Origin of the sequence: Novosphingobium kunmingense (assembly GCF_002813245.1) — a bacterium.
Lineage (GTDB): Bacteria > Pseudomonadota > Alphaproteobacteria > Sphingomonadales > Sphingomonadaceae > Novosphingobium > Novosphingobium kunmingense.
In genome coordinates this window covers 584,180-606,180 of sequence record NZ_PHUF01000003.1, presented here as the reverse complement: position 1 = coordinate 606,180, position 22,001 = coordinate 584,180, and the positions used below count along the sequence as shown (strand labels likewise).

General features: G+C 67.3%; 23 protein-coding genes. 5 read left to right on the top strand and 18 right to left on the bottom strand.

Features of this window, described 5'->3' with window-relative positions; all coding sequences use genetic code 11:
- Positions 1 to 3: 3 nt before the first annotated feature.
- From murG to B0I00_RS08905, 14 genes are all read right to left on the bottom strand, one after another.
- Positions 4 to 1,167 (bottom strand): undecaprenyldiphospho-muramoylpentapeptide beta-N-acetylglucosaminyltransferase, encoded by a 1,164-nt coding sequence (gene murG, locus B0I00_RS08970; protein ID WP_100867025.1) that lies wholly within the window; start codon positions 1,165 to 1,167, stop codon positions 4 to 6.
- The gene (locus B0I00_RS08965; RefSeq protein ID WP_100867024.1) at positions 1,164 to 2,402 is read right to left on the bottom strand and encodes an FtsW/RodA/SpoVE family cell cycle protein; all 1,239 of its coding nucleotides are present in this window, start codon (positions 2,400 to 2,402) and stop codon (positions 1,164 to 1,166) included. Before B0I00_RS08965 ends, murG begins: the two co-directional genes overlap by 4 nt.
- Entirely contained in the window at positions 2,402 to 3,763 is a 1,362-nt protein-coding gene (gene murD / locus B0I00_RS08960) for a UDP-N-acetylmuramoyl-L-alanine--D-glutamate ligase (RefSeq protein ID WP_100867023.1), read from the bottom strand. The genes B0I00_RS08965 and murD overlap by 1 nt, the downstream gene beginning before the upstream one ends.
- The gene (mraY, locus tag B0I00_RS08955) at positions 3,760 to 4,830 is read right to left on the bottom strand and encodes a phospho-N-acetylmuramoyl-pentapeptide-transferase (RefSeq protein WP_100867022.1); all 1,071 of its coding nucleotides are present in this window, start codon (positions 4,828 to 4,830) and stop codon (positions 3,760 to 3,762) included. Before mraY ends, murD begins: the two co-directional genes overlap by 4 nt.
- An 8-nt stretch (positions 4,831 to 4,838) precedes the next feature.
- Positions 4,839 to 6,308, bottom strand: a complete 1,470-nt coding sequence (locus B0I00_RS08950; protein ID WP_100867021.1) for a UDP-N-acetylmuramoyl-tripeptide--D-alanyl-D-alanine ligase — start codon at positions 6,306 to 6,308, stop codon at positions 4,839 to 4,841.
- Positions 6,305 to 7,777 carry a UDP-N-acetylmuramoyl-L-alanyl-D-glutamate--2,6-diaminopimelate ligase gene (locus B0I00_RS08945; protein ID WP_100867020.1) on the bottom strand — a complete coding sequence of 491 codons (1,473 nt, stop codon included), beginning with the start codon at positions 7,775 to 7,777 and terminating at the stop codon, positions 6,305 to 6,307. The genes B0I00_RS08950 and B0I00_RS08945 overlap by 4 nt, the downstream gene beginning before the upstream one ends.
- Positions 7,774 to 9,507, bottom strand: coding sequence for a peptidoglycan D,D-transpeptidase FtsI family protein (locus tag B0I00_RS08940; protein ID WP_100867019.1), 1,734 nt, complete (start codon positions 9,505 to 9,507; stop codon positions 7,774 to 7,776). Before B0I00_RS08940 ends, B0I00_RS08945 begins: the two co-directional genes overlap by 4 nt.
- Positions 9,504 to 10,007, bottom strand: a complete 504-nt coding sequence (locus tag B0I00_RS08935) for a hypothetical protein (protein WP_100867018.1) — start codon at positions 10,005 to 10,007, stop codon at positions 9,504 to 9,506. Before B0I00_RS08935 ends, B0I00_RS08940 begins: the two co-directional genes overlap by 4 nt.
- Complete coding sequence (gene rsmH, locus B0I00_RS08930) at positions 10,004 to 10,969, bottom strand: 16S rRNA (cytosine(1402)-N(4))-methyltransferase RsmH (RefSeq protein ID WP_100867017.1); 966 nt, start codon at positions 10,967 to 10,969, stop codon at positions 10,004 to 10,006. Before rsmH ends, B0I00_RS08935 begins: the two co-directional genes overlap by 4 nt.
- Positions 10,966 to 11,469, bottom strand: a complete 504-nt coding sequence (locus B0I00_RS08925; protein ID WP_232730174.1) for a division/cell wall cluster transcriptional repressor MraZ — start codon at positions 11,467 to 11,469, stop codon at positions 10,966 to 10,968. The genes rsmH and B0I00_RS08925 overlap by 4 nt, the downstream gene beginning before the upstream one ends.
- A 342-nt stretch (positions 11,470 to 11,811) precedes the next feature.
- Positions 11,812 to 12,486 (bottom strand): ABC transporter, encoded by a 675-nt coding sequence (locus B0I00_RS08920; protein WP_198519183.1) that lies wholly within the window; start codon positions 12,484 to 12,486, stop codon positions 11,812 to 11,814.
- Positions 12,487 to 12,547: 61 nt separating this feature from the next.
- Positions 12,548 to 12,838 (bottom strand): hypothetical protein, encoded by a 291-nt coding sequence (locus B0I00_RS08915; RefSeq protein WP_198519182.1) that lies wholly within the window; start codon positions 12,836 to 12,838, stop codon positions 12,548 to 12,550.
- A gap of 55 nt (positions 12,839 to 12,893) precedes the next feature.
- A complete protein-coding gene (locus B0I00_RS08910; RefSeq protein ID WP_100867014.1) occupies positions 12,894 to 13,901 on the bottom strand; it encodes a cysteine synthase A in 1,008 nt (335 codons plus the stop codon).
- Positions 13,902 to 13,969: 68 nt separating this feature from the next.
- Complete coding sequence (locus B0I00_RS08905; protein ID WP_100867013.1) at positions 13,970 to 14,287, bottom strand: 2Fe-2S iron-sulfur cluster-binding protein; 318 nt, start codon at positions 14,285 to 14,287, stop codon at positions 13,970 to 13,972.
- A gap of 82 nt (positions 14,288 to 14,369) precedes the next feature.
- Here B0I00_RS08905 and B0I00_RS08900 point away from each other — a divergent pair, with 82 nt between their 5' ends.
- The 3 genes from B0I00_RS08900 to B0I00_RS08890 all read left to right on the top strand — a co-directional run bounded on the left by B0I00_RS08900 (position 14,370) and on the right by B0I00_RS08890 (position 18,043).
- On the top strand, positions 14,370 to 14,987 hold the full coding sequence (locus B0I00_RS08900) for a DNA-3-methyladenine glycosylase family protein (protein ID WP_100867012.1): 618 nt from the start codon (positions 14,370 to 14,372) through the stop codon (positions 14,985 to 14,987).
- A gap of 111 nt (positions 14,988 to 15,098) precedes the next feature.
- Complete coding sequence (locus B0I00_RS08895; protein ID WP_100867011.1) at positions 15,099 to 17,132, top strand: S9 family peptidase; 2,034 nt, start codon at positions 15,099 to 15,101, stop codon at positions 17,130 to 17,132.
- Between the two features lie 110 nt (positions 17,133 to 17,242).
- On the top strand, positions 17,243 to 18,043 hold the full coding sequence (locus tag B0I00_RS08890) for an SDR family oxidoreductase (RefSeq protein WP_100867010.1): 801 nt from the start codon (positions 17,243 to 17,245) through the stop codon (positions 18,041 to 18,043).
- Positions 18,044 to 18,046: 3 nt separating this feature from the next.
- Here B0I00_RS08890 and B0I00_RS08885 read toward each other — a convergent pair whose 3' ends face one another.
- On the bottom strand, positions 18,047 to 18,337 hold the full coding sequence (locus B0I00_RS08885; protein ID WP_100867009.1) for a 4a-hydroxytetrahydrobiopterin dehydratase: 291 nt from the start codon (positions 18,335 to 18,337) through the stop codon (positions 18,047 to 18,049).
- A 49-nt stretch (positions 18,338 to 18,386) separates the two neighbouring features.
- Between B0I00_RS08885 and ccmA the strand changes: the two genes are divergently transcribed.
- Positions 18,387 to 18,965, top strand: a complete 579-nt coding sequence (gene ccmA / locus B0I00_RS08880) for a heme ABC exporter ATP-binding protein CcmA (protein WP_100867008.1) — start codon at positions 18,387 to 18,389, stop codon at positions 18,963 to 18,965.
- Positions 18,962 to 19,618 (top strand): heme exporter protein CcmB, encoded by a 657-nt coding sequence (locus tag B0I00_RS08875; protein ID WP_100867007.1) that lies wholly within the window; start codon positions 18,962 to 18,964, stop codon positions 19,616 to 19,618. The genes ccmA and B0I00_RS08875 overlap by 4 nt, the downstream gene beginning before the upstream one ends.
- Positions 19,619 to 19,641: 23 nt before the next feature.
- Here B0I00_RS08875 and B0I00_RS17035 read toward each other — a convergent pair whose 3' ends face one another.
- From B0I00_RS17035 to chrA, 3 genes are all read right to left on the bottom strand, one after another.
- On the bottom strand, positions 19,642 to 19,962 hold the full coding sequence (locus B0I00_RS17035) for an MliC family protein (protein ID WP_157812511.1): 321 nt from the start codon (positions 19,960 to 19,962) through the stop codon (positions 19,642 to 19,644).
- 16 nt (positions 19,963 to 19,978) lie between these two features.
- Positions 19,979 to 20,536 (bottom strand): hypothetical protein, encoded by a 558-nt coding sequence (locus B0I00_RS17030; RefSeq protein ID WP_157812510.1) that lies wholly within the window; start codon positions 20,534 to 20,536, stop codon positions 19,979 to 19,981.
- Between the two features lie 139 nt (positions 20,537 to 20,675).
- Positions 20,676 to 21,860: a chromate efflux transporter gene (gene chrA, locus B0I00_RS08865; protein ID WP_198519181.1), complete on the bottom strand. Its 1,185-nt coding sequence runs from the start codon at positions 21,858 to 21,860 to the stop codon at positions 20,676 to 20,678.
- Positions 21,861 to 22,001 lie beyond the last annotated feature (141 nt).

Below are 22,001 nucleotides of genomic sequence, written 5' to 3'. Positions count from 1 at the left end.
TCTTCACGCGACCTGCTCCTGCCCCTGGGGGCTGACGCTGCGCGCCACCTGGATCACGTCCATCAGCGGGGGGGATCCGAAGCTTTCGACCAAGTCGGCCAGGTCGGCCGCGGCATTGGGATAGCCGCAGTTCCAGGCCGCGTGGGCCGCGGTGGCCAGCGTTTCCGGGTTCATCGCGATGGCCTGGATCTGCTTGGCCAGTTCGACCGGGGTGAAGCGGTCCTGCCGGATCATCCGCGCCCCGCCAAGTTGCGTGACTTCGGCAGTGTTGTAGGCCTGGTGATCGTCGGTCGCGATCGGCAGCGGTACGAGGATCGCAGGCCGGCCGACCGCGGTCAGTTCGGCAATGGTCGAGGCCCCGGCCCGGCCGATGAACAGGTGCGCGTCGGCCAGGCGGCTGGCCATGTCCTCGAAATAGGTGCCCAGCTCGGCGGGAATGTCGTGGCTGGCATAGCGGTCGCGGACCGCGTCGATATCCTCGGGCCGGCATTGCTGGGTGACTTGCAGACGGCTGCGCAGCGACGGCGGCAGCATGGCCAATCCATCGGGCACGACCTGCGACAGCACGCTGGCCCCCTGGCTGCCGCCGGTCACCAGCACGCGCAGCAGGCCGTCCTCGGTAAATGGCGGAAACGGCCGGTCGCGCAGCGCGAGCACGTCTTCGCGCACAGGGTTGCCGACGAGGTGGACCTTGTCGCCGTGCTTGGCATCCAGCCGGTGCACCTCACGGTAGGATGTGGCGATGGCATCGACCCGGCGTGCAAGGAACCGGTTGACCCGGCCCAGCACGGCGTTCTGCTCGTGGATCACGCTCGGCACCCTGGCGCCGGTCGCTGCCCACAGCGCGGGCAAGGCCGGATAGCCGCCGAAACCGATCACGGCCGAAGGCTGGAAGCTTTCGAAAAGGCGCAGCGCCATGCGCCGCCCTTCAAGGATCGCTGCGATGCCCTTGGGCCAGTGCAGCGGATTCTTGCCGATCCGCCCGGCCGGCAGGACGTGGCTGGTCAGCGAGGCCGGCTTGCCGGGCAGCCGCGCGCCGCGCTCGTCGGTGATGAGGGCGACGTGGTGGCCGCGCTTTTCCAGTTCGGTCGCGAGAGCAAACGCCGGGATCAGGTGACCTCCGGTGCCGCCTGCGGCAAGGACATAGTGACGGGCAACCGAACTCATTTGCGCGCTCCGGGCTTCTGTAATCCGACCTGGCGAAGGCTGAACCCTTCGCGCTTCAGGAACGGATTACGCCGGGTGATGGCAATGAGGAAGCCCACGCCGAGACACAGGGCGATGGTCGAGGACCCGCCATAGGAAATGAGCGGCAGGGTCATGCCCTTGGACGGGAAAAGCTGCAGGTTGACCAGGATGTTGATGAAGGCCTGCCCGCCAAGCTGCGCGGTAAGGCCCGTGGCGGCGAGGGTGGTAAACAGGTCCTCCTCGTCGAGCAGTCGCAGCATGATGCGCAACACTAGGGCAAGGTAGAGTGCGACGATCACCGCGCATGCCAGCAGGCCGAACTCTTCCCCGATGACCGAGAAGATGTAGTCGGTGTGCGCTTCGGGCAGGCCGAGCTTGCGCGTGCCGAGCCACAGCCCGGTGCCGGTCCAGCCGCCGGCCAGGATGGTCTTCTGCGCAAGATCGACCTGGTCGAAGGCGGTGCCGCCGCCGAGGAACGCATCGATGCGGTGACGGCCGTTCTCGTAGAACATGTAGGCCAGGATCACCGCACCCACGCCGCCGCCGATCGCCATGGCGATCCGCTGCACCGGCAGGCCGCAAAGCAGGATCATCACGAACCACACGCCGGCGAACAGTACGGTCGAACCGAAGTCGGGCTGGAGCATCAGCAATCCGCCGATGCAGGCCATCAGCCCGGTGGCGATGGCAATCACCGGGATCTTGGGATCGCGAGCGCGCCACGACAGGATCCAGGCAAGGCCGATCGCGAAGCTCGGCTTGAGAAACTCCGACGGCTGGAGCGACATGCCAAGGTTGATCCAGCGCTTCGCCCCGTTCACCGTCGTGCCGATGATCGGCACCAGCATCAGCGCCACCAGCATGGCCGCACCGAGCAGGATTCCCGCCTGCCGCGCCCGTTCGCGCGGCAGCATGGACGCGCCGAACATGGCGATCAGGCCCAGCACCTGCCAGCGCAGGTGAATATAGAAGAAGTGCAGATCGTCGAGCCGCACAGCCGAAGTCGACAGCCGCCGCGCCGAGGCGGGCGAACTGGCCGCGACGGCGACCGCGCCGATGGTCATCAGCGACAGGACGAGCACCAGCAGCACGCGGTCGATTTCGCGCCACCAGATCGCGAACTCGCTGCGGCGGTTGCGGCGCTGGCGTGCGGCCTGGGCCGCTTCGGGGGCGACGCGGCCGGCGCTGGGAACGAAAGGCGGGTAGGTCGCCATCAGCGGGTCTCTCCGGTGCGGGCGGCGGCGCTGGCGGCCACGCGATCCTCCTCGATCAGGGCCAGAACGATCTGGCGGAACGAATCGCCCCGCGCCTCGTAGTCGCGGAACTGGTCGAAACTGGCGCAGGCCGGCGACAGCAGCACGACGTCGCCGGGCCGGGCGGCCTCGCGCGCCTGGCGGATCGCGTCGCACATCATCTCGCTGCGTGTCACCTTGGTATGAGAGGCAAGGAGATCGGCAAACAGCGGGCCGGCATCGCCGATGGTATAGGCAGCGGCGACGTTGGCGAAATAGGCCTCGCACTCGGCCAGGCTCTCGCCCTTGGGCAGGCCTCCGACGATCCAGTGGATTCGGCGGTCGGGATTGGGCGGAAAGGCCGCCAGGGCCGGCGCGGTCGAGGCCGGGTTGGTCGCCTTGCTGTCGTTGATGTAGGTCACGCCGCCGCTTTCGGCGACCCGCTCCATCCGGTGGGGCAGGCCGCGGAAGCTGGCCAGGGCCGGGCGCCACTGTCCCTCGCTGAGCCCCAGAGCGGTGACGATCGCCACGGCCACTGCCGCGTTCTGCAGGTTGTGCGGCCCCTGCAACGAGGGCCACTGCGGCTGTAGACCGGCAAGATCGGCACCGTCGACCAGGGCCACGCGGTCCGCCCCGCGCAATTGCGCCTCGCGCTGGCCGAGTGCGATGGTCTTGGCATCGCTGGTGCCGAAGACTGCGAACTGATCGGGCCGTTGCATGGCGAACAGACGCGCCTTGCTGGCGGCATAGCCGGCAAAGCCGTCGTAGCGATCGAGGTGGTCAGGCGTCAGGTTGAGCAGAGCGGCGACTTCGGCCTCGAGGCTGAAAGTGAGGTCGATCTGGTAGCTCGACAATTCGAGCACGTAGATTCCGCCCGGTCCCAATGGGTTCTGGCCCAGCACCGGCAAGCCGATGTTTCCGCCCATCCGCACAGGCAGCGCGGCTGATTGCAGCAGGTGGTGGACCAGTGCGGTGGTGGTCGACTTGCCGTTGGTCCCGGTGATCGCGACGACACGGTGCGCCGGCAGGTGCGGGCGGGCAAGCGCGAACAGTTCGATGTCGCCGATCACCGGCACGCCGTACTTCGCGGCGTGGGCGGCAATCGGATGGGTGTTTAGCGGCACGCCCGGCGACACGACGACGCCGGCGTAGCCGGTAAGGTCGATGGTGGCCGGATCGGCCAACTCGGCCCGGCGCTCCAGCGCGCGGCGCGGCTCCTCGCGCGCGTCCCAGGCCGTGACCCGCGCGCCGCTGGCCAGCAGGCTTTCCGCAGCCGTCAGTCCCGACCGGGCCAGTCCCAGGACCGCGTAGCGTTTGCCGGTAAAGACGGGCGAGTTGATCATCGGATCTTGAGAGTCGACAATCCGATAAGGGCAAGAACGATCGACACGATCCAGAAGCGGATCACGACGGTCGATTCCTTCCAGCCGAGTTGCTCGAAGTGGTGGTGGATCGGGGCCATGCGGAAGATCCGGCGCCCGGTGCGCTTGTACCAGAACACCTGGACGATCACCGACACGGCCTCCATCACGAACAGTCCACCGACGATGGCGAGGACGATCTCGTGGTGCGCGGCAACCGCGATCGCGCCCAGTGCACCGCCCAGGGCCAGGCTTCCGGTATCGCCCATGAACACCGCCGCCGGCGGGGCGTTGAACCACAGAAAGGCCAGGCCCGCCCCCATGATCCCGGCGCACAGGATGGCGAGTTCACCCGCCCCCGGCACGTGCGGAATGCCGAGGTAGGTCGCAAAGTCGGCGCGGCCGGCCAGATAGGCGATGATCGCAAAGGTGCCTGCGGCGATGATCACCGGCATGGTCGCCAGCCCATCGAGCCCGTCGGTCAGGTTCACGGCATTGCCCGCGCCAACCATGACGACCGCCGCGAAGACATAGTAGAACGGCCCGAGCGGAATATACCGTCCGCTGAGGAACGGCACGTAGAGGTTGGTGCTGATCTGGCTGACGATGATCCAGGCCGCGATGCCGGCGACGAGGAATTCCGCAATCAGGCGCGCCCGGCCTGAAACCCCGGCGGTGCTGCGTTTGCGGACCTTGTCGAAATCGTCGAGGAAGCCGATCACGCCGAACCCGGTGGTGACCGCAAGACAGGCCCACACGAAGGGGTTGGCCAGGTCCATCCAGACCAGCATCGACAGGACCAGCGCGATCAGGATCATCAGCCCGCCCATGGTCGGCGTGCCGCGCTTGGCGAGATGGGTCTGCGGCCCGTCCTCGCGGATCGGCTGGCCCTTGCCCTGGCGGACGCGCAGCATGTTGATGAAGCGGGGCCCGATCAGCAGCCCGATGACCAGCGCCGTCATCAGCGCTGCGCCCGCGCGGAAGGTCTGATAGCGAATGAGGTTCGCCAGGCCTTCGAACTGGAAATATTCCGCGATCAGGTACAGCATCGCCTGATCTAACCTTCCTGCTTGGCGAGAGCGGCGACGACAGCGCCGAGCCCAACCGAATTCGACCCCTTGATGAGCAGGGCGTCACCGCCCTCCACGCCAAACCGCTTCAGCGCATCGAGCGCTTCTCCTGCGGTCCTGCAATGATCGAAGGGAATCGCCTTGCCAAGCGCGGCGCCGGGCTCTTTCCCCAGTTCGTCGGCCAAGGCCTGCATCTCGTCTCCGACAAGGAACAGCCGGTCGATCTGCGCGGCGGCGATCGGATCGGCAAGTTGCGCGTGGAAGGAAGGGCCATGGCTGCCCAGTTCCTTCATCGATCCCAGCACCGCCACGCGGCGGCGGGCCGGCGTCGCGCCCAGTTGCGCCAGCGTCGCGCGCATCGAGGCCGGGTTGGCGTTGTAGCTTTCGTCGATGAGCAGCGCGGTGCCCGATCCGTCACCGCCGGCAGCGGCGATCGTGTGGCGTTCGCCGCGGCCCTTCAGCCCTTCGAGTTCGGCCAAAGCGAGCCCTGCCGCGCCCAGATCGCCGCCGGCGGCGCGGACCGCAGCGATGACAGCCAGCGAATTGACGATCCAGTGATCGCCCGGCGCAGCCACGGTATAGCAGATCCGCCGGTCGCCCATGTCGGCGGTGACCAGCGACCCGCCGCCCGGCGCCGGCACGGCATCGAGCAGGCGGACATCGGCGTGCGAAGCCCGGCCGAAGGAAACGACGGCGCCCGCGTGTTTTTCTGCCGCTTCCTTCAGCCGGGCATGGTGGGGGCTGTCTGCCGGGATGATCGCGACCCCGCCGGGCTCCAGCCCCTCGAATATTTCCGCCTTGGCATCGGCAATCGCCTCTTCGCTGCCGAGCATCTCGATATGCGCCGGGGCAATGGTGGTGATCACCGCCACGTGGGGACGGACCAGTGCAGTCAGCGCCCGGATCTCGCCGGCGTGGTTCATGCCCATTTCGAACACGCCGAACCGGGCCCGCGCCGACATTCGCGCCAGGCTCAGCGGCACGCCCACGTGGTTGTTGTAGCTCTTGACCGAACGGTGCGCGCGGCCGCGGCTCGACCGGTCGAGTGCGGCGAAGATGGCTTCCTTGACCCCGGTCTTGCCGACCGATCCCGTCACCCCGATGATGCGCGCATCGGCGCGGTTTCGCGCCACTTTCGCCAGCATCTCAAGTGCGCTTGAGGTGTCGTCGACCAGCACGTGCGGCGCCGCGATCGGGCGATCGACGATGGCCGCCGCCGCGCCCCTGGCGATCGCCGCATCGACGAAGACGTGGCCGTCCATCGCCTCGCCCTTGAGGGCAAAGAACAGGTCGCCTTCGCCCACGTCGCGGCTGTCGATGTCGGCGCCCGCCGCCTGGAAATCGGCCGACGGCGTGCCGCCGGTTGCCGCCGCGATCTCGCCCGCGGTCCACAGGGCCAGGCCTGCGGCATCGTCGGGCTGGATCGGCCATTCCAGGATACGGGCATAGGCGTTCATTGCGTCTCACTCCCAAGCTGACCCGCGCATTCGCGGGCCACGATCACGTCGTCGAAAGGCAGCACGCGCATGTCCGCGCCCGCGCCCACAATCTGCCCCTGTTCGTGCCCCTTGCCGGCAATGAGGACGATGTCCTGCGCGCCGGCCTCGGCGATGGCGGCGGCGATTGCCGCGCGCCTGTCGCCCACTTCGCGCAGGGCGCCGCCCCCCCCTGACAGCACCATCGCGCGGATCGCGGCGGGGTCCTCGCCGCGTGGGTTGTCATCGGTGACGATGGCAGCGTCGGCCAGCCGCTGCGCCACCGCGCCCATTTGCGGGCGTTTACCAGCATCGCGGTCGCCGCCGGCGCCGAATACGACCAGAAGGCGCCCGGTGCAATGCGGCCTCAAGGCGTCTATCGCAGCCTCGAGGGCATCGGGCGTGTGCGCATAGTCGACATAGACCGGCGCTCCGGCCTGGGTGATCGCCGCGCGCTCTAGCCGGCCGCGCACGGGCTGCAGGCGGCTAAGCGCATCGAAGGTCCGCTCCGCATCCCCGCCCGTCGCGATGACCAGGCCCGCCGCGACCAGCGCGTTGGCGGCCTGGTAGGCGCCGATCAGCGGAAGAGTCACCTTGCGCGGTGCGCCCGCCCATTCGATCTCGAGTACCTGACCGAGCTGGGTGGGGGTGCGGGCGAGGAGACGGATCGCCTCCCCGCCCTTGCCCACGGTGAACAGGCGCAGCCCCCCGCTGCGGGCCTGCTCGACGGCGCGGGACGACCATTCATCGTCGGCCCAGATCACGGCCGTGCCATCGCGGTCGACAACTTCACCAAACAGCCGCATCTTGGCCGCGAAGTAATCGTCCATGTCCTTGTGGTAGTCGAGGTGATCGCGGCTGAGGTTCGTGAAGGCCCCCGCCTTCACCCGCAGCCCCTCGTTACGGTACTGGTCGAGGCCGTGGCTCGACGCCTCGTAGGCCACATGGCTCACCCCTTCGCGGGCAAGGCCGTGCATGTTCGCGAGGAACGTTACGATGTCGGGCGTGGTGAGCCCGGTCGAGACGCTTTCGTCGCTGGTGGTGACGCCCAGGGTGCCGATCGAGGCGGACCGTTCGCCCAGAATGCGCCAGATCTGCCGCGTCATCTCGACCGTGCTGGTCTTGCCGTTGGTACCGGTGACCGCCACCAGCGTTTCGGGCACCGGCTGGAAAAAGCCCGCCGCCAGCCGGGCGAAGGCGCGGCGCGGGTTGTCGTTGGCGATGTGGATCGCGCCGACGACCCGCGCTTCGGGCCGGGCGACCACGGCCACGGCGCCTGCCGTAACCGCCGCCGGGATGAAGTCCTCGCCATTGACGGTGGCGCCCTGAAAGGCGCCGAACACGGTGCCGGGCGCAACCTTGCGATTGTCGATGGCGAAGCCGGTCACCTGCGCTTCGGTCCCGCCCGGCAGCGCTATTCCGGCAGCCGTGGCGAGCGCCGAGAGCTTCATTCCGCCTTGTCCGAAAGGCCCGGCACCAGTCCGGCCAAGTCCGAGATATCAACGTCGCGGGTTTCGTCGGGCATGACGCCCAGCAGCGGGCCGATGCGGGGCACCACGCGGCCGACGACCGGCGCGGCGTTCCAGGCGGCGGTACGCTGGCCAGAAGTTGCGACGGTGCCCTGCGGTTCGTCCAGCATCGCAATCACCACATAGCGCGGCCGGTCCATCGGGAAGGCGGCGGCAAAGGTCGCCACCAGCGAGGTGCGGCGGTATCCGCCTGCGCCAGGCTTTTCGGCCGAACCCGTCTTGCCGCCCACGCGGTAGCCGGGCGCATTTGCCTTCTTGCCGGTACCGATATCGACGATCAGGCGCAGCAACTGGCGCATCCGCGCGCTGGTCGAGGCCTTGAACACGCGGCGACCGGCCACTGGCTTGTTCGGGTCGGCCTTCATCAGGGTCGCGGGCCGCCAGACGCCGCCGTTGACCATCGTCGCATAGGCGCTGGCAAGGTGCAGCGGGGTAACGGCGATGCCGTGGCCATAGGCAACGGTCATGGTCGTGATGCGCGACCACTCTCCGGCCGGCCACAGCGGGAACCCGCGTGCCGGCAGCTCGATCCCCGGACGCTGGTTCATGTCGAGCGCGCGCATCGTCGCCTGCAGCCTGGCTCCGCCCAGCTCGTCGGCGACCTGTGCGGTGACGATGTTGGACGAATGGATCAGCATTTCCGGGATGTTGAGCGAAGCGCCGAGCGCGTGGCTGTCGCGGATCTGGAAGCCGCCGATGGCGATCGGCCGGGCCGACTGGTAGCGCCGCCCCAGATTGGTGACGGTGCCGGCATCGATCGCGGAGGCCACGGTGATCGGCTTGAACGTCGATCCCAGTTCATAGACCTGGTTGGTCACCCGGTTGAAGATGTTGGGCGTGCTGGCGTGGTCGATCAGGTTGGGATTGAACGAGGGCAGCGAGGCCAGCGCCACGACCTCGCCAGTATCGACATCGAGCACGATCCCCGCCGCGCCCTTGGCCGCGCTGTCGACCATGCCGCGGTGCAGTTCGTCCTCGAGCGCGCCCTGGACGCGGGTGTCGATCGACAGCACGGCCGGGGCGCCGCGCGTGGCCGGATCGGTGAGCTGCCTGTCGAAGATCTGTTCCATGCCCACCCGGCCCTTGCCGTCGGCGCCGACGAAGCCAAGCACGTGGGCAGCCATCGAGCCTTGCGGGTAATAGCGTTCGACCTCGCGCGGGAATTCCAGCGCCGGTTCGCCCAGCGCGTGGATGCGGTTGGCATCTTCGGGCAGAATGCGGCGGCGCAGGTAGCCGGGCTTGCCGCTGGCCAGCCGCGCAGCCAGTTCGTCCACGTTCATGTCCGGGAATATCCGCACCAGCTGTTCGGCGATCTGGCGCGAGCCGTGGATCAGCGGCGTGCCATCGTCGCCCAGCGCAGTCGGGTTGTACCACAGAGCATAGGCGGGAAAGGCGCGAGCGAGGGGCACGCCGTTGCGATCGACGATATCGCCGCGCGCCGGCAGCAGCGCGGCCAGTCCGTCGACGCGGCGTGTTTCGCCCTCGAACAGACCAAGCCAGGCAATGCGGGCCAGCGCGATCACGGCAATGAAGAAGAAGCCCGCAACCACCCACAGGATGCGCCACTTGGCCATCAGCAGGGTGCGCTGGCGCACGTTGACCAGCTCGCCGCGGCCCGAAGAGATGGCGGTCGAGACGGTGATCGAGGTCATGGAGCGGCGACGTCCCGCTTTTCGACGGTGCTCAGCTTGTCGCGCAGGGTATCGGCAGTGACCTTGGCCTTGGGTTCGCCCTTGGGCAGTTCGGCGGCCATGGCCTTGCCGGTGAGCGGCGAGACCATGGCAGGAAAGCCGCTGTCCTCGGTGACATCGGCGGCAGATGCGACCCGGATCGGGCTGGGCGCGCCGGGGCCGCGCGGCTTGCCGAGCGAGGCAAGCTGACGTTCCCCTTCCAGGTACTGTGCGGCGGTCGGCGCCTGATAGCCGAATTCGACCGTGTTGAGGTTCGAAAGCTGCTGCTGGTTGGCACGTGTTTCGAACTCGGTCTCGAGGAACATGGTGTCCTGCTTGACCGCGACGATCTTGCGCTCGGTCAGACGGACCTGGCTCTTCACCGCGTTAACCTTGAAGGTCAGGGCAAGAAGCAGAGCGCCGCAGACGACGAGCACGGCGACCCAGCCGACCTGGCGCAGGCGATCACGGGTAAGGTTCATGCGGCCCTCCTTTCCCGGGCGGGAGCGGCAGTGCGAATGGCGGAACGCAGCGTGGCGGAACGGGCGCGCGGGTTGCGGGCCAGCTCGGCTTCGGACGGGCGGACCGCCTTGGCGATCGGCGCGAAGGTTGGCACAGCCGTCCTGGCGGTGACCGGCAGATGGCGCGAGGCACTTGCAACCTGACCGCTCGCGTCGCGCAGGAACTGCTTGACGATGCGGTCTTCGAGACTGTGGAAGCTGACCACGGCCAGCCGGCCGCCGGGACGCAGCAAGGCTTCGGCAGCACCCAGCGCCGTGCGCAGTTCGTCAAGCTCGGCGTTCACATGGATGCGGATCGCCTGGAAGCTGCGGGTCGCCGGATCCTTGGGCGCGGGCCCCTTGTTGCTGTGGGGGCGGTAACCCAAGGCCTTGCGGATCACCTGAGCCAGTTGCCCGGTCGTCTCCAGCGGACGCGCCGCCACAATCGCGCGGGCGACGCGGCGCGACTGGCGTTCTTCGCCATAGTGGAACAAGACGTCGGCGATCGTGTCTTCGGGCGCGGTGTTGAGAAAATCGGCGGCGCTTTCGCCTTCCTGGGCCATGCGCATGTCAAGCGGGCCGTCGCTCGAGAAGGCGAAGCCGCGCTCCGCCTGGTCGAGCTGCATCGACGAGACGCCGATGTCCATGACGACCCCGTCGACGCGCGAAACGCCAGCCTCGGCAAGGCTGGCGATCATTTCGCTGAAGCGCCGCGGATGCAGTACCAGCCGCGGCGGATCGGCGGCGGTTTCCGGCCAGGTCCGGGCAGCGGCGATGGCATCGGGATCGCGGTCGAAGGCGTGAACGGTCGCACCGGCATCGATGATCCGGCGCGTATAACCGCCCGCGCCGAAGGTCGCATCGACGATCACCGCGCCCGGCTCGGGAGCCAGCGCGGCAATCACTTCATCGAGGAGGACGGGAATGTGCGGCGCGCCGGTCACTTGCGCCCCTTCCCGTTGGCAGCCTTGGCAGCAAGATCGAGACAGGCTTCCTGGGCGTCTTCCCAGCCCTGACCCATCTTGGCCAGTTCTTCCGGGTCCCAGACCGTGAACTGGAGACCGCCGCCCTGGAAATAGATCGCTTCCTTGATCGACCCCATCTTGAAGAATCGCTCGGGCAGGACGAAGCGGCCGCTGTCGTCGAAGGGCACCTGGGTGAAGCCGTAAAGTTGGGCGGCGCGCATTTCGCGGTCGAAGTCGTGGCCCCGGTCAAGGGCGTTGCGCTCTTCGCGGTCCAACTCGGCCTCGAACTGCTCGACCCGGCCCAAGCCGAAGCCGGTCAGGCATTTCCAGCGGGGATGCTTGGCCAGGCACAGCACGCGCTCGCCATTGCCTGAATCGCGGACCGCCTTGCGGAAGTCGGGCGGCAGCACGAAGCGGCCCTTTTCGCCGAGAAGCGAAAAGCCCTGACCGCTGTAACTGATCGGCCGCTGAGCCTCCACGTCTTACCGCCCCTATTCCCGGATGCCCCGGTCCCCCCGCAACACCCTCTCCCGGCTGGCCGCGCGGCTTCGCGGCCAGAGTCGCCCCGCATCGGGGTTCGGCAGTGATCATTGCTGTTGATGAAGCCGATTCTTAACGCTGCACCGGCAGGGATGGAAGGGAAAATTGCGGGATTTCACGGGATAACTTGGTAACTTACTGATTTTATTTATTTTTGATGCTGAAAATTGCGACTTGCCGGACGCTTGTTGCCAATATGTTCACTACAAAAATCAGCAACTTAGCGCGCGACTCTACGACGCCCGGGTGGAAGTCCCGTGCTTTCCCCGAATGGGCCGGATTCAGTCCCTGAAAGCGCGCCCGAGCAGGGCGGCGAAGGCCTCTTCGCGCCCGCCGTCTTCATCCTCACGCGCGAGAACGGCTGCATCGGCCAGAGCGGTAAGGCGACCAGCCCCGATCCGGCAGGTGGCAAGGACGCCGTCGGCCTCGACCGCGCATGCCTTGGCATCGATCGCGATGAAACTGCCCGCGAGGTTGACCGGCACACTGGTGCCGCCGACCTGAACGTCGTGGTCACCGAAGGCCTGGGCCTCGTCGAATCGCAGTTCGAGCCCCCAGCGCTTGAGGATCGGGCTGAGCAGGACGACCGCCTGCGGGCGACGCGGATCGCCGATGGCGAAGTGCGAGTCCTCAGTCAGCGCCGGGTCGGCGAGCAGCAGCAGGCGACCGCCGCCGCGCACCCAGGTGTCGAGCGCCACGTTCTCCCCCGGACCGAGCGCGCGAGGCTGGGCCATGACGAGCCGCGAAAGCCCGCCTAGCGGCCCTTTGCCGCCCGGAGCATCCAGCGTGTCCAGCGCCATTATCGGACCTTGCCGGGCCAGGACGGCGCGTGCCCAGTGAGGAGTTTCGCTCGACTTGAGCAGGTCGGCGACGTCGGCCTCCTCGTTCCACAGGATCGGAAGATTGGTGAACAGGCCGACCGGGCCGGCGGCGGGCTCTGCCGAACGCCCCCGCACCAGCAAAGCGACACCCGCTGCGGCGACAAGCGCCACGACGAGCAACAGGACAGTGCGCCGTCTAATTGGACGGGGTGCCGGGCCGCGCCGGCTCTGCGGCGTCGTTCGGCAAGGCCGATGGCACCACACCTATATCGGCCAGTGGATCGTTAGCACTGGGCGAAGCTTCTGCGGAAGCGGTGGAGGTCGGGCGCAGACCTTCTTCGGCCAGGCGGGCGCGATCCTTGATGATGTTGGCCAGGCCGACGATCAGCACGATCGCCGATAGACCGAACAGGCCGGCCTGCAGGCGCTGCACCGCGTGCGTGCGCAGATCCCGCGCCGAAGGCGGAACGTAATGCTGAGGGGCCAATGGACCCGGGACCCGATGTGGCGGTTGTGTAGCCATCGCCGCCGGTTCTACCCGATCAGGTCAGCCAAGGGAAGACCGGCAGACCCTTGGATTTCAGCCAATCCGCGTTGTACAGGCTCGACAGGTAGCGGAAGCCGGTGTCGCAGAGAATCGTCGCAACACGGGGCCTTTCCCGCCCTTCGGCCACCAGTTGCCGCCCCAGTTCGACCGCACCGGCAACGTTGATCCCCGATGACAAGCCAAGGCACAAACCTTCTTCGCGCAGCAGGCGCGACACCCAATTCAGTCCTTCCTCATCGGAGATGCGGAACTGCGTTTCGATCGGCGCACCTTCCAGATTGGCGGTGATCCGGCCCTGCCCGATCCCTTCGGCCACCGAGGTCCCTTCGGCTTTCAACTCTCCGCAGGCATAATAGCTGTATAGCGCGGCGCCGTGTGGATCGGTCAGCGCGATGCGGATGTCCTCGTCGAAGGCCTTGAGGCCGAGACCGACCCCCGCGATGGTTCCGCCGGTGCCGGCCGCGCAGGTAAACCCATCGATCCGGCCTTCCAATTGCTCCCACAATTCGGGCGCGGTGCTTTCGATATGGGCCTTGCGGTTGGCGATGTTATCGAACTGGTTGGCCCAGACCGCGCCTTCGGTTTCCTCGGCCAGGCGGCGCGAGGTGTGGACGAAGTGTCCCGGGTTGGAAAAGGGCGCGGCCGGAACCAGCACCAGTTCGGCGCCCAGTGCGCGCAGGGTATCCATCTTCTCGCGGCTCTGCGTCTCGGGCATGACGATAACCGTCTTGTAGCCGAGCGCGTTCGCCACCAGGGCGAGCCCGATGCCGGTGTTGCCCGCCGTTCCTTCCACGATCGTCCCGCCAGGCTTCAGTGTGCCGCGATTTTCGGCATCGCGCACAATCCACAACGCTGCCCGATCCTTGACCGAAGCGCCGGGGTTGGCAAACTCGCACTTGCCCCAGATCTCGCAGCCGGCGGCCGAGCTCGGCCCTTCAAGGAGGACCAGCGGGGTGTTGCCGATCAGGTCGAGCGTGTTGGTGCGGGCAGAGGGCGCGTTCATGCCCGCAGAGGTAGGTTTGCCGCGCCGCATTCGCAAATGATTTGCGCTTGGCCCCGGTAAAGCCAGCCTCAGTCCTCGGCGGCGATGGTTACCTTGAGCCCGTCGAGCGCGTCGGTCAGCTGTACCTGGCACGAAAGGCGCGAGGTCTCGTCGCGGTGGTCCGAGCTGTCGAGCAGGTCGTTCTCGTCCTCGCTCATCGGCGGCAGCTTGTCGGTCCATTCGGGCGCGACATGCACGTGGCAGGTCGCGCAGGAACAGCAGCCGCCGCACAGCGCAAGCAGTTCGTCGAAGCCGTTGTCGCGGATCGCTTCCATGACCGACAGGCCCGGAGCCGCATCGACCGTCGTTTCTTCACCCGCGCGATTGACAATGACCAGCTTCGGCATCGAATCTTCCCTTGCTTGGCGGCTTCCCGCACTTTGGCCGGGCTGCTAACCACTCGCTTCCTGCAATGCAAGCGAGACGACGATGGGCCTCAGCGCCGAACAGATCAAACAGAGCCTCGACGCGGTCGCCGCGATCGAGCCGGGCATCGCCAGCGCCCTGGACAAGGCCGGCTATCCTGAGCCGCGGATTCGCGAACGCGGCCACGCCACCTTGATGCGCACCATCGTCGGCCAGCAGGTCAGCGTTGCGGCGGCGGCATCGATGTGGCGCAAGTTCGAGGACTATGCCGGGACCGATCCTGACCCCGCGCGGGTCCTTGCCGCCGATTTCGACACCCTGCGCGCCTGTGGCCTGTCACGGCAGAAGCAGGGCTACATGCGCTCACTCTGCGAACTGGTCGCCGCCGACGAACTCGATTTCCACGCTCTGCCTGCCGACGACGAGGAGGCGATAGCCCAACTGACCAGGATCAAGGGCATCGGGCGCTGGTCGGCCGAGATCTATCTGCTGTTTGCCGAAGGCCGGCCCGATATCTGGCCCGCCGGCGATCTGGCGGTGCAGGCGGGCCTTGCGAAGCTGCTCGCTCTCGACGAGCGGCCCAGCGAAAAGCGCACCCGCGAACTGGCCGAAGCCTGGCGTCCGCACCGCGGCGCCACCGCAATCTTCACCTGGCACGTCTACAACAACCCGGCGCTGTAGGTCGCACGGCGCGCTGTCCGCCGAAGCCATGGCAGGAACACCATTTTTCGCTTGCTGTATTAGCAAGATATGACACGCTGTCCCCAGTCTGAGATTCAAGGGGATACATTCATGTCAGCACGTTTTCGCCTGCTTGCCGCGGCGGCGCTTGCCGTTACCGCATCGTCGGCCGCTCCAATCCTGGCCAAGACGCCCGGCGCCGCCAACCCGCTCATCCCGCGCCAGGCACTCTACGGCAATCCGGTCAAGGCGGCGGCCCAGATCAGTCCCGACGGTTCGACCTTGTCGTGGCTTGCTCCCGTCGCCGGGGTGATGAACGTTTGGGTCGCCCCGATCGGCAAGCCCGATGCCGGCCGCCCGATCACCAACGAGAAGACGCGCCCGATCCGGCAGTACTTCTGGGCGCCCGACGGCAAGAGCGTCCTGTTCATCCAGGACAAGGGCGGCGACGAGAACTTCCTGCTCTACAGCGTCGATCCGAAGACCGGTCAGGAGCGCAGCCTGACCCCGTTCACCAAGACCCGGGTCCAGCTCATCGGAGCCTCTACCGTCCACAAGGATCGCATCCTGGTCGGCCTCAATAACCGCGACGCGCGCTTCCACGACGTTCACAGCCTGGACCTTGCCACCGGCAAGCTGACCGAAGTGCTGCGCAACGAGCAAGGCTATGTCGGCTTCCTGGCCGACAACAACCTCGTCGTGCGCATGGCGCTGAAGGCCAATGCCAAGGGCGGGCAGGACTATTTCCAGGTCACCGACAACAAGATCGCCGAGACTCCGTTCGCGTCGACCGGGCTCGAAGACGCGCTGACCACCAATCCGGCGGGCTTCACGGTCGACGGCAAGACCTTGTACTGGGTCGACAGCCGCGGTCGCAACACCGCCGCCCTCGTTGCCCAGGACGTGGCCACCGGAGCGACGAAGGTCCTGGCGGAAGATACGCGCGCCGATGTCGGAGGAACGCTCAGCAATCCGACCACCGGCGTGGTCGAGGCCTATTCTGTCAATTACCTGCGCAACGAGTGGACCGCGGTCGATCCGGGCATCAAGGCCTCGCTTGATTTCCTCAAGAAGAACCTGCGCGGCGATTTCAGCGTGTCCTCGCGCACCGACAAGGACGATCTGTGGATCGTCAACGACGATCCGGTGACCGCGCCAGGATCGGCCTACCTTTACAACCGCAAGGCGGGCAAGCTGACCAAGCTGTTCACCCCGCGCCCCGAACTGGTCGGTGCCCCGCTTCCCGCGATGCACCCGCGCGTGATCAAGGCGCGCGACGGGCTTGATCTTGTCTCCTATCTTACCCTGCCCTTCGGCACCGACACCGACGCAAACGGCGTACCGACTGCGCCGGTGCCGATGGTTTTGCTGGTCCACGGCGGCCCCTGGGCGCGCGATGTCTACGGATCGAACCGCGCCCACCAATGGCTGTCGAACCGCGGCTATGCCGTGCTCAGCGTCAACTTCCGCGGCTCGACCGGCCTCGGCAAAAGCTTCATCGAGGCGGGCAACCTGCAGTGGGGCCGCAAGATGCATGACGACTTGCTCGACGCGGTCGACTGGGCGGTCGCGCAGAAGATCACCAGCGCCGACAAGGTCGCGATCATGGGCGGGTCCTATGGCGGCTATGCCACGCTGGCCGGGATGACCTTCACCCCGACCAAGTTCGCCTGCGGGGTGGATATCGTCGGACCGTCGAACCTCGAAACCCTGCTCAAGACCATCCCGCCGTACTGGGCACCCCTGGTCAAGCAGTTCCACGATCGCATGGGCAACCCCAACACGCCCGAAGGGCTGGCGCTGCTCAAGGAGCGCTCCCCGCTCTACAGCGCGGACAAGATCGTCCGCCCGCTGCTGATCGGCCAGGGCGCCAACGATCCGCGCGTCAACCAGGCCGAAAGCGATCAGATCGTCGCGGCAATGAAGGCCCGGTCGATCCCGGTCACATACGTGCTGTTTCCCGATGAGGGGCACGGATTTGCCCGGCCGGCCAACAACATTGCCTTCAACGCGGTGGCCGAGAACTTCCTCGGCCAGTGCCTGGGCGGCCGCGCCGAACCGATCGGCAACGACATGACCCCGTCCACCGCGCAGGTCCTCGAAGGGGCCGAACGCATCGCCGGGCTGACCGCCGCAAGGAAGTAGACGGCGAAAGTCGAACATGGCCCGCTCCGCGCTTGGTCGGGGCGGGCCTTCGCTTGCCAAGGCTGCGCGCCGCTGCCAGTGCGCGGCAAAGTGCGATGGGAGCGGACGGAATGCGCAAGACGATCTTCATCACCGGCGGGGCGTCGGGCATCGGCCGCGCCGTGGCAGAGCGGTTCGGCCGCGAAGGCTGGTTCGTGGGGCTGGCCGATATCGACGAAGCGGGAATGCGCGAAACGGCGGCCCTGCTGCCCGCAGGGGCCAGTTCGATCCACAAGCTCGACGTTCGCGACCGCGAGGCATGGGATGCTGCGCTTAGCGCCTTCGCCAAGGCATCGGACGGGCAGATCGACGTGGTGTTCAACAACGCGGGCATTCCGCTTGGCGGGGCGGTCATCGAAAACACGCCGGGCGAGATCGAACGCTGTCTCGACATCAACCTCAAAGGGGTGCTGTTCGGGGCCCAGGCGGCTTATCCGTGGCTGAAGGCCAGCGCGCCGGGATCCTGCCTGCTCAACACCGCCAGCGCGGCGGGCATCTATGGCACGCCGGGCGCCTCGGTCTATTCGGCGACGAAGTTCGGCGTGCGGGCGATCACCGAAAGCCTCGACGCCGAATGGGCGCCGGACGGAATCAAGGTCGCCAGCCTGATGCCGGGCTTCATCGACACGCCGCTGCTCGATCACGCGCCGCACCAGGGCAGCAACGAGGATATTCGCGGGCGGGTTACCGACAACAAGCTCGAGATCTCACCGGTCAGCGCCGTGGCAGACGCGGCATGGTCTGCCGTTCACGGCACGCGCCTGCACACCCGCGTAGGGCGGACGGCGAACCAGCTGGCCTTCGCCACGCGCTGGATACCGGGCCGCCTTCGCAAGGCGATGCGCGGGTCACCGCGGCCGATGGGCCGCTGAACCTTACAGATATCCCTCGATCGCGCGGGCCATGGCCGCATCGCGTGTAGAAAGCCCGCCCGCGTCGTGCGTCGTCAGGGCGACTTCAACCGTGTTGTAGACATTCGACCATTCGGGGTGATGATCGACCTTGTCGGCATAGAGCGCCACGCGGGTCATGAAGCCGAACGCCTGATTGAAATCGGCAAACTTGAAAGTCCGCTCGATCGCATGGCCGTCGGCGCGCAAGGTCCAGCCGGGGAACTCGGCCAGCATGGCGGCAATCTCGGGTTCGCTGAGACGGTGGACGGACATGCGTGGCTCTCCTTGGCAGCCTCGCCGCTTTCCCCTATCCGGCTGGACCATGCAAGGGGCCAGCCTGACGCTTCGCGACATTGCCTGCCGGCGCGGCGACAACCTGCTGTTTCGCGGGCTCTCTTTCGCGCTAGTGGGCGGACAGGCACTGCACCTGACCGGTGCCAACGGCATCGGCAAGTCGAGCCTGATCCGTATCATCGCCGGGCTGCTGCCCGCCTATCGCGGCTCTGTCGAGCGCGAAGGCGCGGTGGCGCTGCTCGACGAGCGTCCCGCGCTCGACCCGCATCTGCCACTGGGCCGGGCACTGGCGTTCTGGCAGCGGCTCGACGGGCCGGAAGACAATCAGGCAGCGCGGCTTGGCCTGTCGGACCTGATGGACGTGCCGGTGCGCTATCTTTCCACCGGCCAGAAGAAGCGCGCCGCGCTGGCCCGCCTGATCGGCCAGCGCGCCCCTCTCTGGCTGCTCGACGAACCGCTGAACGGCCTCGACGCCAAGGGCGTTGCGCTGGTCGAGACATTGGTGGCTGAGCATTGCCGCGGCGGCGGGATCTGCGTGATTGCCTCCCACCAGCCCATCTCCCTTGCCGACGTGCGCCGGCTGGCCATCGCGGACCACGCCGCATGAGCACGCTCGGCACGCTGCTGCTTCGCGACCTCAAGCAGCTGCTATTGGGGGGACGGCGCGGCGGGACACTATTGCCGGTCCTGTTCTTCATCGCCGTGGCGATGCTCTATCCTTTTGCGGTCGGCCCTGATGCGCCGGTGCTGGCACGGACCGGGGGCGGCGTGCTGTGGATCGCCGCGCTGCTCGCCGCGATACTGCCCTTGGACCGCCTGATCGAGCCCGACCTCGAACTCGGGCTGTTCGACCAGTGGACCCTGCGCGGGATCAGCGAGGAAATGGTGATTGCGGTACGCGTGTTGGCCCACTGGCTCAGCTTCGCGCCGCCGCTGATGCTGGCCGCCCTGCCCGGTGCGGCGCTGGTCGGGATCGACGGGCCGACCTTGCGTACGGTCGAACTGGGACTGCTGCTCGGCACGCCGGGCCTTGCCGCGCTGGGCGTCACGGTCGCCGCGCTCACCGCCGGCCTGCGCGGCGGTGCGGCATTGGGCGGCCTGCTGGTGATCCCGCTGGCCGTGCCCCTGCTTGTCTTCGGCGCCGGCAGCCTGGCGACGGGCGGTGAAAGCGGCCTTGCCCTGTGCGGTGCGGCCAGCTTGGTGCTGCTGGCGATCGCGCCTTTTGCGGGCGGCGCAGCGATCAGGGCGGGGCGAGGCTAAGCCGCGCCCCGCGGCCTGTTCGATCAGCGCGGCATCGGTTGCAGCGCGGTGCAGGTCATCGGCACCATGCGACCGACGGTATAGGTAATCATGTCGCCCTTTCCGCGAATGGAGTGCGTGGGCGACTGGTACCAGAATCCCGATCCGCTGGGCCTTTGCTGCATGACGATGCGCTCTCCTCCAGAGCCGATGATCGCCGCTTCGTTGCCGGAATACTGCACCGTGATGCCCGCACCGCGATCACAGCCATAGGCAACCTGGCGCATCGGGCCTGGCCGGTCGGTCGCACACCCGCCCAGCGCGGCGATGGCGAGCGAGAGCGAAAACAGGGCTGGATTGTTCATGGCTGTACCCCCCCGATCAGCGGCGCGTGCGGGCGCAAAGGACGTCGGCCAGATAGATCCGGCGGTTGATGGTCTGCTGCTTGCTGTAGGCCGAAAGCGTCCAACCCTTGGCGCGGCAGAACCGGTCTGCGGCCTGCGTCGCACAGGCCGCCGCGCCGTTGGAGCACGATGCCACACGCCGCCCGTTTGTAGTGGGGTAGGGGTAGAATTCGGCCGCCATGCCTCGAAGAGACTGGTCGTTTCCGGGTACGCCGGGCACGGTCCAGCCCTGCGCCGGTCGGGCCGATCGCACATTCCAGGCTATGTTGCCCTGATCGTCGCGAACGGTGTTGCATTGGCCGCTGTACGAATCGCCGGTGCAGACCTGCCAGCTTTCGCCGCCGCTCAACCGCGCGCTGCGCGCCACGAACGGCATGTTGATATGCTCGCGCGGTCCCGTGACGGTATAACTCTGACCGCGAAAGGCAATATCGCTGTAAAGGGTAAGCTCGCCGGCGGTCTGCGCCAGGCTTCCACCTGGAGTTGCGAGTGCGGCGGCGGCGGCGGCAAGAACAACAAACGTCCTGAAGACCATTGCACTACTCCCATCTGCATCGTGATCAGACTGCGACCGGAAATTGCGACCTTCTTCGGCCAGGATGCCCAGCCGCGATGGCTAAGTAAACACTCACCTTGGTTCATGGGACTATTCCTGGCCAATGCGCCGGGCGCGCCTAGAGCGGCAGGATCGCCCCCGCCAAGGCGCCGAGGCCGAGTAGCGCCGGCGTGACCCAGCTTCCCTTGAGCCGCCAGGCCCCGGCCAGGGACAGCACAAACAACAAGAGGGCGAGGACCGGGCTGGCCACTCGCCCCGAGGCAGCTACGGTCAGTTGCAGGAAGGTCGCACCGATGATGCCGACGACGGCGGCCGCGAGCCCGGTCAGAAGGTCGTGCAGGGCCGGCTTCTCGATAAGCGCTTCCAGCCGTTCGAAAAGCACCAGCGAGAAGGCGAAGGCGGGAAGGAACATCCCCGCCGTGATCGCCAGCGCGCCGTAGAACCCGCCAATCACGTAACCGGCAAAGGTCGCGAAGATCACCAGCGGAGCCGGCAGGACACCGGCGATGGCCACCCCGTCGAGAAACGTCGAGTCGCCGATCCAACCGCGCCCGACGGTGTCCGCGCGCACGTAGGGGATGGCCGTGTAGGCACCGCCGAAAGTCAGCAGGCCGCCCTTGAGACCGGCCAGGAACAGCGCGGCCGTATCGACCGCGCCGAGCTCGGTGGTGACCGCCGCGCTGCCCGTTCCGGCCAGCAGCCATGCTGAAAGGGCGGCACCGCCAAGGATGAGAGCAGCCGCCCACCGGCGACCGCGCAGGGCATAGGCCAGGCCGCCACCCGCCAGCGGAATCCAGAACGCCGCGCCGGCCAGGATTGCAGCGCAACTGGCCAGGGCGATCGCCCACAGCCAGGCGTCCTCGATCACGTGTTGGCCGATCCGCACCACCGCGCGCAGGATGATTGCCAGGACCGCGATCTGCAGGCCGAGCAGCGCGTCGGCCCAGCCATCGCGCTCGACCACCCATTCGGTGTAGAGCCAGCCGGCCGCCAGCATCAGCACGAAGCCCGGCAGCATGAAGCCCAGCCCCGCCAGCACGCCACCGATCCGCCCGCGCGCCAGCATGCCGAGGTGGACGCACAGCTCGTGCGCTTCCGGCCCGGGCAGAACCTGCAACACCGCGAGCAACCGGTTGAACCGCGCCTTGTCGAGCCAGCGCTCGTCCTCGACCAGCGCCTGGCGCAGCATCGCGATCTGCGCCACCGGCCCCCCGAAGGCGAGCGCGCCGAAGCGCAGGAATTTCAGGAACAGCGCGCCCAGCGTAATTGCGGGCGGACGGATAGCGGTGGTTTCAGACGACAAGCAGACGCTCCTTGGCCGACAGGCAGGCAAAAGAGCGGAACTTGGGCACGCATGGCGCCTGGGTTACGGGCGTCCGCACCGGCCCGCGCGTCGATGTCTTGCGCAATCGTGCCGCGCCGTCAATGCCTGAACCGCGATGGA